This window comes from Halomonas ventosae, from assembly GCF_004361885.1.
GTDB classification, from domain to species: Bacteria; Pseudomonadota; Gammaproteobacteria; order Pseudomonadales; family Halomonadaceae; genus Halomonas; species Halomonas ventosae_C.
In genome coordinates, this window is the sequence record NZ_SNWH01000012.1 from 34022 (window position 1) to 53856 (window position 19835).

The window sequence follows — 19835 nt, forward strand, 5'->3', positions numbered from 1 at the left end:
GACGCCACCCGCATCAAGGTACCATGCTCAACGGATGATGCCGCGGGTCGAGACCTCGATAGAGGCGGCGAAGGTCTCGGTCTCGGGCAGTGCGAAGCGCTCACGAATCTGCGCCAGGGCCTGCTCGGTGGTCAGCCCGTGGCGGTAGACCAGCTTGTAGGCCTCGCCCAGCGCGCGGATGGCCTCTCTGGAGAAGCCCCGTCGCTTGAGGCCCACCAGATTGAGGCCATGGACCTGCGCCGGGTTGCCGTTGATCATCACGTAGGCCGGGGTATCCTTGGTGATGATCGAGCCACCGCCGGCCATGGCGTGTTCGCCGAAGTGGCAGAACTGGTGGATGGCCGAGAGCCCGCCGACGATGGCGAAGTCACCCAGACGCACATGGCCGGCGAGAGTCACCTGGTTGGCCAGGACACAGTCGTTGCCGATCACGCAGTCGTGGCCGACATGCACGTAGGCCATGAAGAGGTTGCGCGAACCGATGGTGGTCTCGCCACGATCCTGGACGGTGCCGCGGTGCAGGGTGGCCCCCTCGCGGATGACGTTGTCATCGCCCATCACCAGGCGGGTCGGCTCCCCTGCATACTTCTTGTCCTGGCAATCCTCGCCCACCGAGGCGAACTGGAAGATACGGGTGCGCGCGCCCAGCACACTCGGGCCCTTGATCACCACATGGGGGCCGATGCGGCTGCCGGGCCCGAGCTCGACCTCGGGCCCGATGACCGTGAAGGGGCCGACCTCGACATCGTCGGCCAGGCGCGCCGCAGGATCAATGAGGGCGGTGGGGTGTATCAAGCGACCTTCCTCTCGGCGCAGGTAATGTCGGCCTCACAGACCAGCTCGCCATCGACCGTGGCACGGCAGGCGAACTTCCAGATGCCGCGCTTGGTGCGCTCGACCCGAGCCTCCAACACCAGCTGGTCGCCGGGCATCACCGGGCGCTTGAAGCGCACGTTGTCACTGGCCACCAGATAGTAGACATAGCCGTCGGCGGGCAGCTTATTGACGGTCTTGAAGCCGAGGATGCCACACGCCTGGGCCAGCGCCTCGACCACCAGCACACCAGGCATGATCGGATGATGCGGGAAGTGGCCGTTGAAGAAGGGCTCGTTGATGCTGACGTTCTTGTAGGCAACGATGGCTTCGCCCAGGGTGATCTCCGTCACCCGGTCCACCAGCAGGAAGGGGTAGCGGTGGGGCAGATATTCACGAATCTCGTTGATGTCCATTACCATCGTAGCAACCTCTGAAATGACTGGATGCCCCTCCCGCGAAGGTCAGGGTCGGCCCAGTGGCCGGCGGAAACAGGCGGAGGATTATACCGCCCTGCAATGCCCCCTCAATCGCGACGCGCGGCTTTTTCGAGCCGCGCCAGGCGCCGGGCGATGTCGTCGAGCTGCTTGAAGCGCACCGCGTTGCGACGCCACTGGGCATTGTCCATGGCACCGGTCCCCGACGAATAGACCCCCGCTTCCAGGATCGAGTTGGTGACCAGGCTCATACCGGTGACCTGCACTCCATCGGCGATGGTCAGGTGGCCGGAGAGTCCCACCCCGCCGCCCAGCATGCAGTGCTTGCCCACCCGGGTGGAGCCGGCAATGCCCACGCAGCCGGCCAGCGCGGTGTGGTCGCCGATCTGCACGTTGTGGGCGATCTGCACCTGGCTGTCGATCTTGACGTCATCGCCGATCAGGGTGTCGCCAAGCGCGCCACGATCGATGCTCGAGCAGCTACCCACTTCGACATCGTCGCCCAGCACCACGCCGCCCAGTTGGGCGATCTTGTGCCAGCGCGCCCCGTCATGGGCAAATCCAAAGCCATCACCGCCGATCACGCAGCCGCTGTGCAGGATGGCCCGAGCGCCGATCACCACGCCATGACAGAGAGTGACATTGGCGTGCAACCGCGATCCGGGGCCGATGCGAGAGTCGGCGCCCACCACGCAGCCCGGGCCGATGACCACCTCGTCGCCCAGCTCGACGCCTGATTCGATCACTGTCTGGGGGCCGATGACGACGTCCGCCCCCAGGCAGACGTCGTCGGCGACCACCGCCGTGGGATGAATGCCGGCCGGTATTCGGTCGGTGAGCGGATCGAAGAGCCGCGATAGCTCGGCATAGCCGAGATAGGGGTTGTCCATTTCCAGGCGCGCCACCGGGCAGCTCTGGGCATGGTCCGGAGCCAGCAGCACCGCCGCGGCTCGCGTCCCTGTCAGATCCTTGAGGTAGGCGCGGTTGGCGAGGAAGGCCACCTGGTCAGGCGCGGCATCCCTGAGCGTCGCCAGGCCACTCACCCGCCGTTCACCGTCACCCTCGAGGCGGGCTCCCAGGCGCTCGGCAATCTCGGACAGTGTCAGGGTTCGGGCGTCTTGATTCATAAAGATTCGCTGTCGTAGACGGCCGGCTTACTCGGCGGGTGCCAGCGGATCGACCTGAGCCGGCAGCATGATGGGCGCCAGCAGGCCGAAGCACAGAAGGGAATAGCGCTTATGAATGGAGAAGCTCCTCGCAAGAGGCGGGATCAGAAGGTCTGGCCCAATGAAAACTGGAAGACCTGGGTTTCGTCGTTGCTCTTGTCGTTGAGCGGCTGGGCGACGCTGAAGGTCAGCGGTCCTACCGGGGTCAGCCAGGAGAGGCCGACACCTGCGCTGTAGCGCAGATCGCTCAGGTCAACGCCGGAGTCGCACTGCTGCCGATCAGCATCCTCGTCAAGCACCGGGTAACAGTCGGTCAGGAAGGTGTTGCCGGCATCCAGGAACAGCGAGGTCTGCAGGGAGCGCTGGTCCTTGATGAAGGGCATGGGGAACAGCACCTCGGCACTGCCTTCCACCAGCACATTGCCCCCGAGGGTGCGGTCATCGCCGCCATTGCGCTCGGTGACCGCCGGTCCCAGGGTGTTGCCGGTGTAGCCGCGCACCGAGCCCAGGCCACCGGAGAAGAAGTTCTCGTAGAACGGATAGGGATCGCTACTGAAGGCATCGGCGTAGCCCAGCTCGCCGCCGAACTTCAGGCCCCAGGTCTGCTCTTCGTTGAAGGGGAGGAGCTGGCGGGCCTGGGCGCGCAGCTTGTAGTACTCGGCGTCGCTGCCCGGCACCGCCGTCTCCAGCGACAGACGCTGGTAATTGCCGGCAGTCGGCATGATGCCTCGGTTGAGCTTGTTGCGGGTCCAGCTGGCGGTGAGCTTCAGGCTCTGGGCATCACTGCCCTGGTCATCCACATAGCGCTGGATCTCCGAGGCGGTATCGCGGTAGGTGTCGATCGACAGATCCTCGACCGATGCGCCGAAGTTGAGGCGGGCCAACTCGTTGATCGGATAGCCGAAGTTGATGCCCCCACCATAGGCATCGGTGGAATAGGTCGAGATATCGGAGTCCTCATAGTCGGTCTCGCGGTAGAAGAGGTTATAACCACGCGAGATGCCGTCCAGGGTCCAGTAGGGATCGGTGAAGCCGAAGTTGAGGTTGGTGAAGGTATCGCTGCGCTGAGCGGTGAAGTTGACCCGATTTCCCGTCCCGAGAAAGTTGTTCTGGGAGATTGATGCGCCATAGATCAACCCGGCGCTCTGAGAGAAGCCGAAACTCACCGAGATCGAGCCGGAGGGTTGCTCCTCCACCGTGTAGGTGACGTCCAGCTGGTCGGGCGCACCGGCCACCGGGCGAGTCTCCACGTCGACCTGCTTGAAGAAGCCCAGGCGCTCCAGGCGCTGACGCGACTGGCTGATCGATTCGGTGGAGGCCGGCGCCCCCTCCATCTGGACCATCTCGCGCCGCAGCACTTCGTCCTGGGTGGTGGTATTGCCGACGAACTCGATACGCCGCACGTAGGCACGACGTCCCGGCTCGACGCGGAAAATCAGATCCACGGTATCGCCGGACGCGGCCACCTCGGGAATGCCATCCACGTTGGCGAAGGCGAAACCTTCGGCGCCCAGCCGCGAGCGCAGCGCCTCGATGGAAGCGGTGACGTCGCTGCGCGAGAAGATCTCGCCGGATTCCACTTTCAGCAGCTCACGAGCCTCGTCCTCGGGAATCTGCAGGTCACCGGCGAAGCGGATGTCGTCCAGACGATACTGCTGGCCCTCGTCGAGGTTGACGGTAACGAAGATCCGCGACTTGTCGGGGCTGATCGAGACCTGGGTGGACTCGATGTTGAAGTTCACGTAACCGCGATCGAGATAAAAGGAGCGCAGTCGTTCCAGGTCACCGGACAGGGCCTCGCGGGAGTACTCATCGCTGGAGAACCAGCCGAAGAACCAGCCCGGCTTGTCATCGAGCTCGAACACCTCGCGCAGCTGCTCATCGTCGAAATCGTGGTTACCGACAATATTGATCTGGCGGATCTTGGCCACTGCGCCTTCGTCGATGTTGATATTGACCTGAACCTGGCCCTCGCCGACCTCCTCCACGGAGGTCTCGATCTGGGCGCTGTAACGGCCCTGGGACTGGTAGACTCCCTCCAGTTCGCGCTGGATCTCCTCGAGGGTGGAGAGCTGCAGCACCTGCCCCTCATCGAGCCCGGCCTGTTTGAGGCCATTGCGCAGATCCTCGTCGGCAATCTGCTTGTTACCCTCGATGTTGAGGCGCGCGATAGTCGGGCGCTCGACCACCTGGATGATCAGCACGTCCCCCTCGCGAGCCAGCGTGACGTCTTCGAACAGCCCTGTGGCAAAGAGCTCGCGGGCCGCCTCGGCCAGCTCACGCTCATCCACCCGGTCGCGGGCGCTGACAGGGAAGGCATTGAACACGGAGGCGGGCGAAACCCGCTGCAGCCCCTCAACCCTGATGTCGGAAACGTGGAAAGATTGTGCCTGTGCCGCCTGGGCACTCACGAGCAGCAGCGCCGCCAGTCCGATGGTCTTGATTTTCATGCTGTCGATTCGCTCGCGTTGATCTGCCGTCCTTACCAGACAGGCACCTTATACATTTGTGCTGGCCACTGACAAGCCGACACCCATTTACCCAAGCCGCATCAGGTCGAAATAGAGCGCCATCAGCATCAGGGTGCCGACCAGTGCCAGGCCGATGCGCAGACCCACGGCCTGGGCCCGTTCGGACACCGGGCGACCGCGCACCACCTCGATCAGATAGTAGAGCAGATGGCCGCCATCGAGCACCGGGATCGGCAGCAGGTTGAGCACCCCCAGGCTGATCGACAGGTAGGCGAGAAAGCTGATGAAACTCGCCACTCCCGCCCGCGCCGAGTCGCCGGAAATCTGCGCGATGGTGATGGGGCCGGAGAGGTTCGACGGCGAGATCAGTCCCACCGCCATCTTGCGGATGGCCCCCAGGGTCAGCACCGTCATCTCGCCGGTCTTGGACAGCGACTCGCCCACGGCGGCCAACGGGTTATAGCGGATCTCGCGACGGTACTTCTCGGGCCAGCTGACGGCCTCGACACCGGCACCGATATAGCCGATGGACACGCCCTCCTTGAGCTCGTTGCGCGCTGGCGTGACGGTGAGCTCTAGGCGCTTGCCGTCGCGCCGCACCAGCAGATCGAGGGGCTCACCCGGACTGGCGCGGACCCGGTCGACAAAGGCCATCCAGTCGGCGACCGGTTGGCCATCCACTGCGACGATTTTGTCACCCTTCTGCAAGCCAGCATTGGCGGCCGCCTCGCCCTCGACCACCTCGCCGATGACCGCCGGGATTTCGGGCCGCCAAGGGGTCAGCCCCAGGCTCGGTAGCGGACGGGGGGGATCCTGGCCTACCAGCCAATCTTGCACCGGCAGCCGATAGGTTTGCGGCTCAGCGGCGGCCTCGTCCCGGGCCTGCACCTCGAGCTTACCGCTCTCGCCAATGGCTGCGATCAGCTTGAGGTTGATCTCATCCCAGGAGCGCACCGCCTCGCCGCGCACCGCGGTGATCTCCTGGCCCGCCTCGAGACCGCCACGGCTGGCCGGGGAATCGGGCGCCACACTGCCGATCACCGGCGCCACGGTGGTGGTGCCGGCCACGAACAGCGCCCAGTAGGCGACGATCGCCAGCAGGAAGTTGGCCAGCGGGCCGGCCACAACGACGGCGATACGTTGCCAGACCGACTTGTTGTTGAACGCAAGATGGCGCTCGGCGGGATCGACGGGGCCCTCGCGCTCGTCGAGCATCTTCACGTAGCCGCCCAGCGGGATCGCGGCCACCACGAACTCGGTGCCGTGATGGTCGCGGCGTGACCACAGCGGCTTGCCGAAGCCCACCGAGAAGCGCAGCACCTTGACGCCGCAGCGCCGGGCCACCCAGAAGTGGCCGAACTCGTGGAAGGTGATCAACAGGCCGAGCACCACGATCACGGCCAGCACGTTCTGGATCAGGGCCAAGACAATCTCCTTGCAGTCAAGAGCGTAGAGGTGCGAGCATTATTGCCGCACCAGCCAGGCGTGCGCCGCCCGCCGGGCGAGGACATCGGCCTCGAGGATGGTCTCGAGATCTTTGGCCGGCACCACTGGGCGCGCATCGCGCACCCGGGCCACCAGCTCGCCAATCTCGGTGAAACCGAGGCGACCGGCCAGGAAGGCCTCCACCGCCACCTCGTTGGCAGCATTAAGCACCGCCGGCGCCGTGCCACCCGCGGCCATGGCCTCGCGGGCCAGGCGCAGGCACGGGAAGGCCGCCTCGTCGGCGGGTTCAAAATCGAGCCGGGCGACCTGAAACAGATCCAGCGCCTCCACGCCGGCGTCGATGCGCTCCGGCCAGGCCAGGCCATAGGCGATGGGGGTTCGCATGTCGGGATTGCCCAGCTGGGCGATCACCGAACCGTCGCTGTAGGCCGCCATGGAGTGGATCACGCTCTGGGGGTGGACCACCACCTGAATCTGCTCGGGACGGGCATCGAACAGCCAGCACGCCTCGATCAACTCGAGCCCCTTGTTCATCAGGGTGGCGCTGTCCACCGAGATCTTGCGCCCCATCGACCAGTTGGGATGGGCACAGGCCTGGTTCGGCGTCACTTCGGCCAATGCCTCACGCGACCAGCCGCGAAAAGGGCCGCCCGAGGCGGTCAGCAGTAATTGCCTGACGCCGTGGCGCCCCAGGCCGCCACGATGCTCGACGGGTAGACACTGGTAGATGGCATTATGTTCGGAATCGATGGGCAGCAGGGTGGCGCCATGGCGCGCCACAGCTTCCATGAACAGCGCCCCCGACGTCACCAGGGTCTCCTTGTTGGCCAGCAGAACCCGCTTGCCGGCCTTCACCGCGGCCAGCGTCGGCAACAGGCCGGCGGCTCCGACGATGGCCGCCATCACGCAGTCCACCTCGGGCGCCTCGGCCACCTCGACCAACGCCTGGCTACCGGCGAGCACCTCGGTGGCAAGCCCCGCCTCGGCCAGCTGCCCGCGCAGCCAGGCGGCATCTTCCTCGGCATCGAGCACGGCCACCGCCGGATGGTGGCGCCGGCACTGGGCCAGCAGCGCCTCCCGGGAGCGGTGAGCGGTCAGGGCATGGACCCGGTAGCGGTCAGGATGGCGGCCGAGCACATCCAGGGTGCTGGTGCCGATCGAGCCAGTGGCGCCCAGCACGGTCACGCGGCTTATCGTCACAGCCCCCCCCCATGCAGCAGCGCGAACAGCGGCACCGCCGCGGTCAGGCTGTCGACCCGGTCGAGCATCCCGCCGTGGCCGGGCAGCAGCTGGCTGGAATCCTTGAGGCCACGATGGCGCTTGAGCATGCTCTCCAGCAGGTCACCCAGCACCGAGGCCAGCGTCACCAGCGCTGTTGCCAGCAGCAGCAACAGGCCGCCGGCGACACCCAGCTCCTGCCAGGCGGCGAAGCCGGTCGCCAGCAGCGCGGTGACCGCCAGGCCGCCGGCTACGCCCTCCCAGGTCTTGCCGGGGCTAACGCTGGGGGCGAGCTTGTGACGGCCCAGAGTCCGGCCGACGAAGTAAGCGCCGATGTCGGCGCCCCACACCAGCAGTAGCACGAACAGCAGCCAGATGGTGCCATCCTCGCGCAGCACGCTGAAACCCACCCAGGTCGGTAGCAGCACCCAGAGCCCCATGGCCAGGCGCATGCCGGTCGACCGCCACTGCGCGAGGCGCGCAGGGTAACCGGTCACCCAGTAAAGGTTGACCAGCCAGCCCAGCACGCCCAGCCACAGCGGCCAGGCCGAGAGCACAGCCCCGCTCGCCCAGCACAGCGCCATCAGCACGGCGAGGCCCACCACCGAGAGCAGGCGACGGCTCGGCGCCCTGAGGCCGGCGAGATTGGTCCACTCCCAGGCAGCGAGCAGTACGATGGCGGCGGTGAACAACCTGAACCCCACATCCGCCAGGCCGAACAACCCGAATAAGGCCAGCGGAATTAGCCAGGCCGCGGTGAGGATTCGCTGTCTAAGCACCCTGTGCCTCGATCTGCTCATCGGTCATGCCAAAGCGCCGCTGGCGCCCTTGGAAGTCGGCCAGCGCACGGTCGAAGGCGACGGCGTCGAAGTCGGGCCATAGCACGGGGGTGAAGTGGAGCTCGGCATAAGCCATCTGCCAGAGCAGGAAATTGGAAATGCGCTGCTCGCCGCTGGTGCGGATACACAGATCCACGGGGGCGTCGCCGGACAGGCTTACCGCCTCGTCGAGGGCCTGCTCGTCGACCGCCTCGGGGTCGAGTTCTCCGGCGGCAACCCGCTCGGCCAGCCGCCGCGCGGCCATAGCGATATCCCAGCGCCCCCCGTAGTTGGCGGCGATCACCAGGTGCAGGCCGGTGTTGTCTCGCGTCAGCGCCTCGGCGCTGACGATATACTTCTGGATCGAGGTGGAAAAAGCGCTGCGATCGCCGATCACCGACAGGCGGATGCCGTGTCGGTGCAGCTTCTTGACCTCGCGTTTGAGCGCCAGAAGAAAGAGCTCCATCAGCGCATTGACCTCGCTGGCCGGCCGCTTCCAGTTTTCGCTGGAGAAGGCGAACAGCGTGAGGGTTTCGATGCCACGCTCGGCGGCTCGACGGATCACGGCACGCACCGCCTCGACACCGGCATGGTGGCCGCGCACCCCGGACAGGCCACGCGACTTCGCCCAGCGATTATTGCCATCCATGATGATGGCCACATGATGCGGCAGGGGCGCCTCGCCAACGAGGGGCCTGTCGTCGAAAGTGGCCCTGTCAGGGGGGGGCTGCGGTGACGTCATGATGTCTCGCATGGCGGATAAGCGTATTGCGCCCGACAAGCCGCGGCGGCGCCTGTCAGCCTCAGACCTGCATCAGGTCGCGTTCCTTGGACTCCAGCGCCTTGTCGATCTCGGCGATGATGCTGTCGGTGAGCTTCTGGATCGCCTCCTCGGCCTGATGTTGCTCGTCCTCGGTGATCGCCTTCTCCTTGAGCAGCGACTTGAGATCGCCGTTGGCATCGCGACGCACATTGCGCACCGCCACCCGGGCATGCTCGGCCTCCTGGCGGGCCTGCTTGATGTAGCCCTTGCGCGTCTCCTCGGTGAGCATCGGCATAGGCACGCGGATCACGTTGCCGGCACTGGCCGGGTTGAGGCCGAGATCGGAGGTCATGATGGCCTTCTCGATCTTGGGCACCATCTGCTGCTCCCAGGGCACCACGCTCAGGGTTCTGGCGTCCTCGACGTTGATCGAGGCCACCTGGTTGAGTGGCACCTGGCTGCCGTAGTACTCCACGGTCACCGCATCCAGGATGCTGGAGTGCGCGCGACCGGTGCGAATCTTGTTGAAGTTCTGGTGAAGGGCCTCGAGGCTCTTCTGCATGCGGCTCTGCGCATCTTTCTTGATGTCGTCGATCACTGTCTTACCCTCTGTCAATCAGCGTGCCTTCCTTGCCACCCACCACCAGGTTCAGCAGGGCACCCGGTTTGTTCATGTTGAAGACCCGCACCGGCATGTCATGGTCCCGCACCAGGCAGATGGCGGTCAAATCCATCACCCCGAGCTTCTGATCGAGCGCATCATCGTAGGACAGCTGTTCGTACTTGACCGCGTCGGGGTGCCTGATCGGGTCCTTGTCGTAGACCCCATCGACCTTGGTGGCCTTGACCACCACGTCGGCATCGATCTCGATGCCGCGCAGGCAGGCCGCGGAGTCGGTAGTGAAGAAGGGATTGCCGGTGCCGGCCGAGAACAGTACCACGTCGCCGGACGTCAGGTAGCGGATGGCGGTTCGGCGGTCGTAATGCTCCACCACGCCACTCATCGGAATCGCCGACATCACTCGCGAGCGGATATTGGAGCGCTCCAGCGCATCGCGCATCGCCAGGGCATTCATCACCGTGGCCAGCATGCCCATGTGATCGCCGGTGACCCGGTCCATGCCGGCCTCGTGCAGGGCCGCCCCGCGGAACAGATTGCCGCCGCCGACGACGATGCCGACCTGGACGCCGATCCCTACCAGCTGGCCGATCTCCAGCGCCAGGCGATCCAGCACCTTGGGATCGATGCCGAATTCGGCATCGCCGGTCAGCGCCTCGCCGGAGAGCTTGAGCAGGATGCGCTTGTACTTGGACACCTGAGCGCGGGTCTTCTCGGGCTTGCTGGGGGCAGGGTGATCGGCACTGGTCATGGGGTGTCTCCCGGATTCTCGACGCTTGGGATCTGGTGGATGGCCGGATTCACCGGCCGGATACACGATGGCGTGCGCTCGCGCGCACGCCATCTTCATACTTGAACCTGAGACCTCAGCTGCGCTTGGCCTGTTCCATCACTTCCTTGGCGAAGTCGACCTCTTCCTTCTCAATGCCCTCGCCCACCTCGAAACGGGTGAAGCCGACCACCTCGCCGCCGGCCGCCTTGACGAACTCGCCCACGGTCTGGTCCGGGTTCTTGACGAAGGGCTGCTCGGTCAGGCTGTTCTCGGCCAGGTACTTCTTCAGCCGGCCCTGAACCATCTTCTCGGCGATCTGCTCAGGCTTGCCGGCCATATCGGGCTGCGCCAGGATGATCGACTTCTCGGCATCGAGCTGTGCCTGGGGCATGTCCTGGGGACGCGCCACGGCCGGGTTGATGGCCGCGACGTGCATGGCAACGTCCTTGGCCACCTCGGGGTTGCCGCCCTTAAGCACGGTCAGCACGCCGATGCGGCCGCCATGCACATATTCGCCGACCAGCTGACCTTCGCCGGCTTCGACGACCACGCAGCGACGCACGCCGATGTTCTCGCCGATCTTCTGCACCAGCTGCTCGCGGGCAGTTTCCAGTGGCCCTTCCATCACTGCGGCCACGTCTTCGCTCCTGGCGGAGAAGAAGGCATCGGTGATCTTCTCGGCGAAGGCCTTGAAGTTGTCGTCACGGGCGACGAAGTCGGTCTCGGAGTTGATCTCGACCATCACACCGTAGCTGGCATCATCCGCCACACGGGTCACCACGACGCCCTCGGCGGCGGTGCGGCCAGCCTTCTTGGCGGCCTTGAGGCCGGAGTTCTTGCGCAGGTTCTCGATGGCCTGCTCGATGTCACCATCGGTCTCGGTGAGTGCCTTCTTGCACTCCATCATGCCGAGCCCGGTGCGCTCGCGCAGTTCCTTGACCTGGGAGGCGCTGATAGCTGCCATGGTAGTGTCCTCTGAATGGTTCGACCTGGATATGGATAGCAAAGCAGAGAAACAAGGGGGCCTGAGCCCCCTTGCGCCTGTCCGGCGGGCCGCCAACGACGTGACGACACGGCGACCGGCCCAGGCGGGCCGATGCTCACTCGGCGGCGGCGTCGCTCTGGCTCTCTTCGACGTCGGTGACCTCGACGAATTCATCGGGACGGCCTTCCTTCGCACGGGCGCAGGCGTCGGCGATGGCCTTGACATAGATCTGGATGGCCCGAATGGAGTCATCGTTGCCCGGGATCACGTAGTCGACGCCATCGGGATCGGAGTTGGTATCCACCACGCCGATGACCGGAATGCCCAGCTTGTTCGCCTCGTTGATGGCGATGCGCTCGTGGTCGACGTCGATCACGAACAGGGCATCGGGCAGGCCGCCCATTTCCTTGATACCGCCCACCGACCGCTCGAGCTTGTCCTGCTCGCGGGTCGCCATCAGCACTTCCTTCTTGGTCAGCTTCTCGAAGGTGCCGTCCTCGTGCATGGTCTCGAGGTCGCGCAGGCGCTTGATGGAGACGCGAATGGTCTTGTAGTTGGTCAGCATGCCGCCTAGCCAGCGATGGTTGACGAATGGCTGGCCGACGCGCTGAGCTTCTTCCTTGATGATCTTGCTCGCACTGCGCTTGGTGCCGACGAACAGGATCTTGTTGTTGGCCGCGGCCATCTTCTCGACCACATCGATGGCCTCGTTGAGGGCCGGCAGGGTGTGCTCGAGGTTGATGATATGGATCTTGTTGCGTGCGCCGAAGATGTACTTGCTCATCTTCGGGTTCCAGTACTTGGTCTGGTGACCGAAGTGAGCGCCTGCCTTCAGCAGGTCACGCATATTGACGTGTGCCATGGATGACTCCTGGAAAAATCGGGTTAGGCCTCCACGCACCCCATGGATCCGACCGCCGCGGCTCGTCGCCAGAGACGCGACAGCACCCGGGACCATGTGACGGTGCATGTGTGATTTCAAGGCATTGCATGGATCATTGAGCGCGTATCCGGGTCTCGCCGAAGCACCGACGGGTCGGCAGGGCTCCGCGATTGCAGGAAAGCGCGCAGCTTTATACCATGGATGACCGCCGAGATGAAGTCGCCCGCTGCTCGAGCTCGCCGTAATCTGGGCGACACCACCCCTGATCCGAGATTCCATGAACGTACCCATCAAGACCCCCGACGAGATCGAGAAGATGCGCGAGGCGGGCCGCCAGGCCGCCAGCGTGTTCGAGATGATCATCCCCCACGTGAAGGCTGGCGTGAGCACCGGCGAGCTGGACCGACGCTGCCACGACTACATTGTCGACGAGCTCGGCTCCACCCCGGCACCGCTCGACTACCATGGCTTCCCCAAGTCGATCTGCACCTCGATCAACCACGTGGTCTGCCACGGCATCCCCGATGACGCCAAGAAGCTCAAGAAGGGCGACATCATGAACATCGACATCACTGTGAAGACCGCCGACGGCTATCACGGCGACTCCAGCATGATGTTCATCATCGGCGAGACCATCCAGGGCGAACGGCTGTGCCGGGTCACCCAGGAGTGCCTCTACCGCAGCATCGCCCTGGTGCGCCCGGGCGTGCACCTCTCGGAACTGGCCCGCGCCATCCAGTTCCACGCCGAGGCCAACGGCTACTCGGTGGTGCGCGACTTCTGCGGGCACGGCATCGGCGCCGGCTTCCACGAGGATCCGCAGATCCTGCACTACGACGGCTATGCTCCCGAGGCCGACATTGCCCTCCAGGCAGGCATGTGTTTCACCATCGAGCCGATGATCAATGTCGGCGACCATCGCACCAAGGTGCTGCGCGACGGCTGGACCGCGGTAACCAAGGACAGGAGCCTGAGCGCCCAGTGGGAGCACACGCTGCTGGTCACCACCACGGGCGTGGAGGTACTCACCGCCCGAAGCGACGAAGACCTCTCCTTCCTCGACCGCTGAGTCGCTCGCCATGCTCCTGCATTACTACCGCTTCGTTCCCGACGACAGCCTCTTCGATATTGAGGCTTTCCGCGCCGAGCTCGCCGGCGAACGATCGCCGATCGCCCCCTTCAAGACGGCGCTGCGCGCCATCCAGGCCCGCCTGGATGAGCGCTTTCGCGCCGGCGCCGACATCCGCGACCTGGTGCATGGCCGGGCGTGGTGTCTTGACCGCCTGCTGGCCCTCGTCTGGGAGCAGCACGCCTGGCCCGACGGCGGAGTGGCGCTGCTCGCTGTGGGCGGTTATGGCCGCGGCGAGCTGCACCCCCACTCCGACATCGACCTGCTGCTGCTGCTCGAGCAGGACGACGATACCCCCTATCGCGAGCCGCTAACGGCCTTCATCACCTTCCTTTGGGATATTGGCCTGGAGATCGGCCACAGCGTGCGCTCGCTGGCCGACTGCGAACGCGAGGCAAAGGCCGATATCACGGTGATCACCAACCTGCTCGAGACCCGCACCCTGGCCGGTCCCGAACGCCTGCGCGGGGCGATGCAGGCGCGCCTGTCCACCGACCGGATGTGGCCGGCAGACCGCTTCTTCGAGGCCAAGTGGCAGGAGCAGATCAGTCGCCACTACCGCTACAACAACTCTGAGTACCACCTGGAGCCCAACATCAAGAGCTCGCCGGGGGGGCTGCGCGACATCCAGATGATCGGCTGGGTGGCCAAGCGCCACTTCGGCACCCAGCGCTACGAGGATCTGGTCGCCGGCGGCTTCATGAACGATCCCGAGCTGCGCATCCTCAGCCAGGGCCAGGCCTTCCTGTGGCAGGTACGCTACGCCCTGCACATGCTCAACGACCGCGCCGAGGACCGCCTGCTGTTCGACCACCAGCGCACCATCGCCACATTGTTCGGCTATCGCGACACGCCGGAGCGGCTGGCCGTGGAGCAGTTCATGAAGCGATACTATCGCCATGTCACGGCACTGGCCGGACTCAACGACATGCTGCTGCAGCACTTCGACGAAGCAATCCTGCACGCCGGCGAGGCGCTCACCACGGTGCCGCTCAATGAGCGCTTCGAGATCAAGGGGGGCTACATCCAAGCACGCTCGCGCGATGTCTTCCGCAAGCGTCCCTCGGCTCTGCTCGAGCTCTTCCTGCTGATGGCCGAGCACCCGGAGATCGAAGGGGTGCGCGCCGACACCATTCGCCTGATCCGCGACCATCGCCACCTGATCGACGATCTCTACCGCGACGACCTGCGCCACCAGAGCCTGTTCATGGCGCTGCTGCGCTCGGGCGGCAACGTGGCTCGCCAGCTGCAGCGCATGAATCGTTACGGCGTGCTCGGCAAGTACCTCCCCGAGTTCGGCCAGGCCGTGGGGCTGATGCAGCACGATCTCTTCCACATCTACACCGTGGATGCCCATACACTGCGCCTGCTCAAGTGCATCCACCGCTTCCGCAAGCCCCAGGCGAAAGAGGAGTTTCCGGTGGCCGCCAGCCTAATTCACCAGCTGCCCAAGCTGGAGCTGTTGTGGATCGCCGGCCTCTACCACGACATCGGCAAGGGACGCGGCGGCGACCACTCGACCCTGGGCGCCCGGGATGCCGAAGCCTTTTGTGAGCGCCACGGGCTCTCCCGCCGCGACACCCGCCTGGTCAGCTGGCTGGTCGAGCACCACCTGATGATGTCCATGGTCGCCCAGAAGCGCGACATCACCGATCCCGACGTGATCGCCGAGTTCGCCCGTCTGGTCGGTGACGAGACCCGGCTCGACTATCTCTATGTGCTGACGGTGGCCGACATCAACGCCACCAATCCGACCCTATGGAACGGCTGGCGGGCCTCGCTGCTGCGCCAGCTGCACGGCGAAACCAAGCGCGCCCTGCGCCGTGGCCTCGAAAACCCCCTGGAGCGCGACGACTGGGTGCAGGAAACCCGTAGCGAGGCTCACGCGCTGCTGGCCTCGGTAGGCGCCGACATGGCGCGGGTCGACCGGCTCTGGGAGTCGCTAGGCGAGGACTACTTCCTGCAGTACGCCCCCAGCGAGATCGTCTGGCAGACCCAGGGCATCCTCGACCACGGCGACAGCCAGCTGCCGCTAATCCTGATCAACGCCCCCATCGACGACATGGCCGAGGGCGGCACCAAAGTCTTCATCCACACCCGCTCGGTGGATGACCTCTTCGCCGCCACCGCCGCCGCCATGGACCAACTGGGTCTCTCCATCCACGACGCGCGCATCGCCACCTCCAGCAACGACTGGACGCTGAACACCTTCATCGTGCTGGATGACCACGGTCAGGCGATCCGTGACCGTGAGCGCATCGAGGAGATCCGCCGCCACCTGGTGGAGGAGCTCGACGACCCGGACGACTATCCGCGGATCGTCACCCGACACACCCCGCGCCAGCTCAAGCATTTCCGCGTGCCCACCGAGGTCAGCATCGAGCAGGACCCGGCCAACGAACGCACCCTGCTCGAGCTCGTCGCGCCCGACCGCCCCGGCCTGCTGGCCCGGGTGGGGAGCATCTTCATGGAGCAGGACATCGCGCTGTCGGCGGCCAAGATCGCCACGCTGGGCGAGCGGGTCGAGGACGTCTTCTTCATCACTGACAAGGCCGGCGCGCCGATCACCGACACCGAGCGCCAGCAGCAGCTGCGCGAGCGGCTTATCGAGGTCCTCGCCATCCCCGGCTGACACCGCCCAGATTCAAGTAATGCAGCGGCGTTTGAGCCCGCCCCGGCGCTTGCCTATAATCGACGCCTTTCTCGCCCGCGCGCTGCGGCCGGCCCGCGAGCCATTTCCGAAAACAGACGCCGGCGCTGGCACGCCCAAGGCGCACCTGGACCGCCATGAACCCCGACCTCGACGCGCTCAAGCCCTACCCCTTCGAGAAGCTCGCCGCCCTCAAGGCCGGCGTGACGCCGCCCGAGGGACTGACACACATCCCGCTGACCATCGGCGAGCCCCAACATGCACCCTTCGCGGCGGCCCTCGAGGCACTCACGACCCACCGCGAGGACTTCGCCCGCTATCCGGCCACCGCGGGGACGGCCGAGCTACGGGAGGCGATTGCCGGCTGGACGAGACGACGCTTCGCCCTGGAGGGCCTCGACGCCGAGACCCAGGTGCTGCCGGTGAACGGCACCCGGGAGGCGATCTTCGCCTTTGTCCAGGCCACGCTGGACCGCACCCGCCCCGCCAGGGTGGCGATGCCCAACCCCTTCTACCAGATCTACGAGGGTGCGACCCTGCTCGCCGGCGGCGAGCCGCTGTATCTCGACGCCACGGCCGACAGCGGCTTCCTGCCGGACCACGAGGCGGTTCCGGCCGAGACCTGGCGCGACGTCCAGCTGGTATTTCTCTGCTCGCCGGCCAACCCCACCGGTGCGGTGACGCCGCTGGTCGAGTTCGAGAAGCTCATCGCCCTGGCCGATGAGCACGACTTCCTGATCGCCTCGGACGAGTGCTACTCGGAGCTCTACCTGGACGAGGCCGCCCCGCCGCCGGGGCTGCTCGAGGCCTGTGCGCGCCTCGGTCGCCACGACTACCGGCGCTGCCTGGTATTCCACTCGCTCTCCAAGCGCTCCAACCTGCCGGGGTTGCGCTCCGGGTTCGTCGCCGGTGACGCCGAGCTGATCGCCCCGTTCCGGCGCTACCGCACCTACCACGGCTGCGCCATGTCGCTGCCCGTGCAACAGGCCTCGATCGCCGCCTGGCACGACGAAGCTCACGTGCGCGCCAACCGCGCTGCCTACCGCGAGAAATTCACCGCGGTGACCGAGATTCTCGCTCCGGTCATGGACTTTCCCGCTCCCCAGGCGAGCTTCTATCTATGGCCGGCGGTGCCCGGCGGGGACGACGAGGCCTTCACTCGCGCGCTCCATGCCGAGGCGAACGTCAGCGTGCTGCCCGGCCGCTACATGGGCCGGGTCGGCAGCAGCGGCACCAACCCCGGCAGCGGCCGGCTGCGCCTGGCACTGGTCGCCGAGCTCGAGGCCACGGTGGAGGCCGCCTGGCGCATCCGTCGTTTCATCGAGAGGAACCCCCGATGCTGACCCACCCCACCCTGCTCAAGCGCCCGCTGCTCGATAGCGGGGAGGAGATCATCGTCGGCTACCGCGACGGCGACTACGACTCACGCTAGGGTCTGCTCAGGCCCTTCCCCCACGCTTTCAGAGGAGACCACCCCATGCTGAGCTTCGCACTCGGAATCGGCACCCAGAATACCCAGGGCGACTGGCTGGAGATCTACTACCCAGCCCCGCTGCTTAACCCTGACGCCGAGCTGGTGGCCGCCGCCGCCAAGGTACTCGATGCCCCCGACGGCAATGCCGCGGTGAGCTTCCTGCCCGAGCAGTGCGACGAGCTGGCCGAGGCACTGAGGGCGGCCGGCCACGAGAAGCAGGCCGAGCTCGCCGACGCCCTGGCTGCCAGCCGGCGGCCGCTGGTGGCGATGTTCCTGGACGTGGACACTCCACCCCAGGGCGCCCCGGAGGTCTACCTCAAGCTACACCTGCTCTCCCATCGCCTGGTAAAACCCCACGGCCTGGACCTCACCGGCATGTTCGGCCTGCTGCGCAATATCGCCTGGACCAGCGAGGGGGCCATCGACATCGAGGAGCTGCCGGCGCGGCGCCTCAAGGCGCGCCTGGAGGGCCGCGCGCTCTCCGTGGATTGCGTCGACAAGTTCCCCAAGATGACCGACTACGTGGTCCCGGGCGGAGTGCGCATCGGCGACACCGCGCGAGTGCGCCTGGGCGCCTACCTCGGCGAGGGCACCACGGTGATGCACGAGGGCTTCGTCAACTTCAACGCCGGCACAGAGGGGCCGGGCATGATCGAGGGCCGCATCTCCGCCGGGGTGATGGTCGGCAAGGGCTCGGACCTCGGCGGCGGCTGCTCCACCATGGGCACCCTCTCCGGCGGCGGCAACATCGTCATTAAGGTGGGCGAAGGTTGCCTGATCGGCGCCAATGCCGGCATCGGCATCCCGCTGGGCGACCGTTGCACCGTGGAGGCCGGCCTCTACCTCACCGCCGGGGCCAAGGTCACCCTGCTCGACGACGAGGGCCAGGAGGTCGAGACCGTGGCCGCCCGGAAGCTGGCCGGCCAGGACGACCTGCTGCTGCGCCGCAACTCCCAGAACGGTCGCATCGAGTGCCTCACCAACAAGAGCGCCATCGCGCTCAACGAGGCGCTGCATGCCAACTACTAAGCCGCCGGCGCTCTCCCCGACCCTGCAGCTCGCCTTCGAGCTGATCCGGCGCCCCTCGGTGACGCCGGATGACCTGGGCTGCCAGGCGCTGATGATCGAGCGCCTCGCGGCGCTCGGCTTCCGGATCCAGCGCCTGCCCTTCGGCGACGTGCAGAACGTCTGGGCGACCCGCGGCCATCACGGCCCGCTGCTGGCCTTTGCCGGCCATACCGACGTGGTCCCCAGCGGCCCCCACATCCACTGGGAGTTCCCGCCCTTCGAGCCGTGCATCGACGAGGCGGGCATGCTGCGGGGCAGGGGCGCCGCCGACATGAAGGGCAGCCTAGCGGCGATGGTCACCGCGGTGGAGCGTTTCGTCGAGGCACACCCGGACCACCACGGGCGCATCGGCTTCTTGATCACCTCCGACGAGGAGGGGCCGGCAGTGGACGGCACCCGGGCCGTGGTCGAGCATCTGCGCGAGACCCACGAGCGGCTCGACTACTGCATCGTCGGCGAACCCTCCTCCACCGAGCGCCTCGGCGACGTGATCAAGAACGGCCGCCGCGGCTCGCTGGGCGGAGTGCTACATATCAAGGGCATCCAGGGCCATGTCGCCTACCCGCATCTGGCGCGCAACCCCATCCACCAGGCGCTGCCTGCGCTGGACGCCCTGGCCAGGGAGCACTGGGACGCCGGCAACACCTTCTTCCCGGCGACCAACTTCCAGATATCCAATTTCCGCTCGGGCACCGGCGCCACCAACGTCATCCCCGGCGACGTCGAGGTGGTGTTCAATTTCCGCTTCTCCACCGAGGTGACCCACGAGCAGCTGCGCAGCCGAACCGAGGCGCTACTGGAGGCCCACGGCCTCGACTATCACCTAGACTGGACACTCAACGGCGAGCCCTTCCTCACCGCCGAAGGCGAGCTGGTGGAGGCCGCCGTCAACGGCGTCGAGGATGTCCTGGGGCACCGCCCCGAGCTCTCCACCGCTGGCGGCACCTCGGACGGACGCTTCATCGCCACCCTGGGCAGCCAGGTGGTCGAGCTCGGCCCCTGCAATGCCACCATCCACCAGGTCAACGAGCGGGTACGTGCCTCGGACCTCGAGGAGCTCAGCCGAGTCTATGAGGCGATCCTCACCCGGCTTTTCATCAACGGCACGGCCCGGCCCTGAGGC

Annotated in this window: 18 protein-coding genes; 6 read left to right on the forward strand and 12 right to left on the reverse strand. The window is 66.1% G+C overall.

Features of this window, described 5'->3' with window-relative positions; genetic code table 11:
* Positions 1 to 27: 27 nt before the first annotated feature.
* From lpxA to rpsB, 12 genes are all read right to left on the reverse strand, one after another.
* Positions 28 to 795 carry an acyl-ACP--UDP-N-acetylglucosamine O-acyltransferase gene (gene lpxA / locus DFO68_RS10170; RefSeq protein WP_133483555.1) on the reverse strand — a complete coding sequence of 256 codons (768 nt, stop codon included), beginning with the start codon at positions 793 to 795 and terminating at the stop codon, positions 28 to 30.
* Positions 792 to 1235 (reverse strand): 3-hydroxyacyl-ACP dehydratase FabZ, encoded by a 444-nt coding sequence (gene fabZ / locus DFO68_RS10175; RefSeq protein ID WP_133483556.1) that lies wholly within the window; start codon positions 1233 to 1235, stop codon positions 792 to 794. Before fabZ ends, lpxA begins: the two co-directional genes overlap by 4 nt.
* 104 nt (positions 1236 to 1339) lie before the next feature.
* Complete coding sequence (lpxD, locus tag DFO68_RS10180; protein WP_133483557.1) at positions 1340 to 2377, reverse strand: UDP-3-O-(3-hydroxymyristoyl)glucosamine N-acyltransferase; 1038 nt, start codon at positions 2375 to 2377, stop codon at positions 1340 to 1342.
* 143 nt (positions 2378 to 2520) lie between these two features.
* Positions 2521 to 4866: an outer membrane protein assembly factor BamA gene (gene bamA / locus DFO68_RS10185; RefSeq protein WP_243726481.1), complete on the reverse strand. Its 2346-nt coding sequence runs from the start codon at positions 4864 to 4866 to the stop codon at positions 2521 to 2523.
* Between the two features lie 87 nt (positions 4867 to 4953).
* Positions 4954 to 6312 (reverse strand): sigma E protease regulator RseP, encoded by a 1359-nt coding sequence (rseP, locus tag DFO68_RS10190; RefSeq protein ID WP_133483558.1) that lies wholly within the window; start codon positions 6310 to 6312, stop codon positions 4954 to 4956.
* A 39-nt stretch (positions 6313 to 6351) separates the two neighbouring features.
* Positions 6352 to 7527 carry a 1-deoxy-D-xylulose-5-phosphate reductoisomerase gene (gene ispC / locus DFO68_RS10195; RefSeq protein WP_133483607.1) on the reverse strand — a complete coding sequence of 392 codons (1176 nt, stop codon included), beginning with the start codon at positions 7525 to 7527 and terminating at the stop codon, positions 6352 to 6354.
* A gap of 2 nt (positions 7528 to 7529) precedes the next feature.
* Positions 7530 to 8330 (reverse strand): phosphatidate cytidylyltransferase, encoded by an 801-nt coding sequence (locus DFO68_RS10200; protein WP_133483559.1) that lies wholly within the window; start codon positions 8328 to 8330, stop codon positions 7530 to 7532.
* Entirely contained in the window at positions 8323 to 9111 is a 789-nt protein-coding gene (gene uppS, locus DFO68_RS10205; RefSeq protein WP_133483560.1) for a polyprenyl diphosphate synthase, read from the reverse strand. Before uppS ends, DFO68_RS10200 begins: the two co-directional genes overlap by 8 nt.
* Before the next feature lie 61 nt (positions 9112 to 9172).
* Complete coding sequence (gene frr / locus DFO68_RS10210) at positions 9173 to 9730, reverse strand: ribosome recycling factor (protein ID WP_133483608.1); 558 nt, start codon at positions 9728 to 9730, stop codon at positions 9173 to 9175.
* A gap of 4 nt (positions 9731 to 9734) precedes the next feature.
* Positions 9735 to 10502, reverse strand: a complete 768-nt coding sequence (gene pyrH / locus DFO68_RS10215; protein WP_133483561.1) for a UMP kinase — start codon at positions 10500 to 10502, stop codon at positions 9735 to 9737.
* A gap of 115 nt (positions 10503 to 10617) precedes the next feature.
* The gene (gene tsf / locus DFO68_RS10220; RefSeq protein ID WP_133483562.1) at positions 10618 to 11487 is read right to left on the reverse strand and encodes a translation elongation factor Ts; all 870 of its coding nucleotides are present in this window, start codon (positions 11485 to 11487) and stop codon (positions 10618 to 10620) included.
* Between the two features lie 136 nt (positions 11488 to 11623).
* Entirely contained in the window at positions 11624 to 12370 is a 747-nt protein-coding gene (gene rpsB / locus DFO68_RS10225) for a 30S ribosomal protein S2 (RefSeq protein WP_133483563.1), read from the reverse strand.
* 298 nt (positions 12371 to 12668) lie between these two features.
* Between rpsB and map the strand changes: the two genes are divergently transcribed.
* From map to dapE, 6 genes are all read left to right on the forward strand, one after another.
* Complete coding sequence (gene map, locus DFO68_RS10230) at positions 12669 to 13460, forward strand: type I methionyl aminopeptidase (protein ID WP_133483564.1); 792 nt, start codon at positions 12669 to 12671, stop codon at positions 13458 to 13460.
* Positions 13461 to 13470: 10 nt separating this feature from the next.
* Positions 13471 to 16152, forward strand: coding sequence for a [protein-PII] uridylyltransferase (locus DFO68_RS10235; RefSeq protein ID WP_133483565.1), 2682 nt, complete (start codon positions 13471 to 13473; stop codon positions 16150 to 16152).
* A gap of 155 nt (positions 16153 to 16307) precedes the next feature.
* A complete protein-coding gene (gene dapC / locus DFO68_RS10240; RefSeq protein WP_133483566.1) occupies positions 16308 to 17513 on the forward strand; it encodes a succinyldiaminopimelate transaminase in 1206 nt (401 codons plus the stop codon).
* Entirely contained in the window at positions 17507 to 17602 is a 96-nt protein-coding gene (locus DFO68_RS16055; protein ID WP_373191205.1) for an arsenate reductase family protein, read from the forward strand. The genes dapC and DFO68_RS16055 overlap by 7 nt, the downstream gene beginning before the upstream one ends.
* A 45-nt stretch (positions 17603 to 17647) precedes the next feature.
* Positions 17648 to 18673, forward strand: a complete 1026-nt coding sequence (gene dapD, locus DFO68_RS10250; RefSeq protein ID WP_133483567.1) for a 2,3,4,5-tetrahydropyridine-2,6-dicarboxylate N-succinyltransferase — start codon at positions 17648 to 17650, stop codon at positions 18671 to 18673.
* Complete coding sequence (dapE, locus tag DFO68_RS10255) at positions 18660 to 19832, forward strand: succinyl-diaminopimelate desuccinylase (protein WP_133483568.1); 1173 nt, start codon at positions 18660 to 18662, stop codon at positions 19830 to 19832. The genes dapD and dapE overlap by 14 nt, the downstream gene beginning before the upstream one ends.
* Positions 19833 to 19835: the final 3 nt, after the last annotated feature.

Excerpts from the sequence above, each read along its gene's own strand:
- DFO68_RS16055 (WP_373191205.1), top strand. The coding sequence starts at position 17,507 with ATGCTGACCCACCCCACCCTGCTCAAGCGCCCGCTGCTCGATAGCGGG.
- rpsB (WP_133483563.1), bottom strand. The coding sequence starts at position 12,370 with ATGGCACACGTCAATATGCGTGACCTGCTGAAGGCAGGCGCTCACTTC.
- uppS (WP_133483560.1), bottom strand. The coding sequence starts at position 9,111 with ATGACGTCACCGCAGCCCCCCCCTGACAGGGCCACTTTCGACGACAGG.
- dapD (WP_133483567.1), top strand. The coding sequence starts at position 17,648 with ATGCTGAGCTTCGCACTCGGAATCGGCACCCAGAATACCCAGGGCGAC.
- pyrH (WP_133483561.1), bottom strand. The coding sequence starts at position 10,502 with ATGACCAGTGCCGATCACCCTGCCCCCAGCAAGCCCGAGAAGACCCGC.
- lpxD (WP_133483557.1), bottom strand. The coding sequence starts at position 2,377 with ATGAATCAAGACGCCCGAACCCTGACACTGTCCGAGATTGCCGAGCGC.
- bamA (WP_243726481.1), bottom strand. The coding sequence starts at position 4,866 with ATGAAAATCAAGACCATCGGACTGGCGGCGCTGCTGCTCGTGAGTGCC.
- tsf (WP_133483562.1), bottom strand. The coding sequence starts at position 11,487 with ATGGCAGCTATCAGCGCCTCCCAGGTCAAGGAACTGCGCGAGCGCACC.
- DFO68_RS10235 (WP_133483565.1), top strand. The coding sequence starts at position 13,471 with ATGCTCCTGCATTACTACCGCTTCGTTCCCGACGACAGCCTCTTCGAT.
- fabZ (WP_133483556.1), bottom strand. The coding sequence starts at position 1,235 with ATGGTAATGGACATCAACGAGATTCGTGAATATCTGCCCCACCGCTAC.
- dapE (WP_133483568.1), top strand. The coding sequence starts at position 18,660 with ATGCCAACTACTAAGCCGCCGGCGCTCTCCCCGACCCTGCAGCTCGCC.
- map (WP_133483564.1), top strand. The coding sequence starts at position 12,669 with ATGAACGTACCCATCAAGACCCCCGACGAGATCGAGAAGATGCGCGAG.
- dapC (WP_133483566.1), top strand. The coding sequence starts at position 16,308 with ATGAACCCCGACCTCGACGCGCTCAAGCCCTACCCCTTCGAGAAGCTC.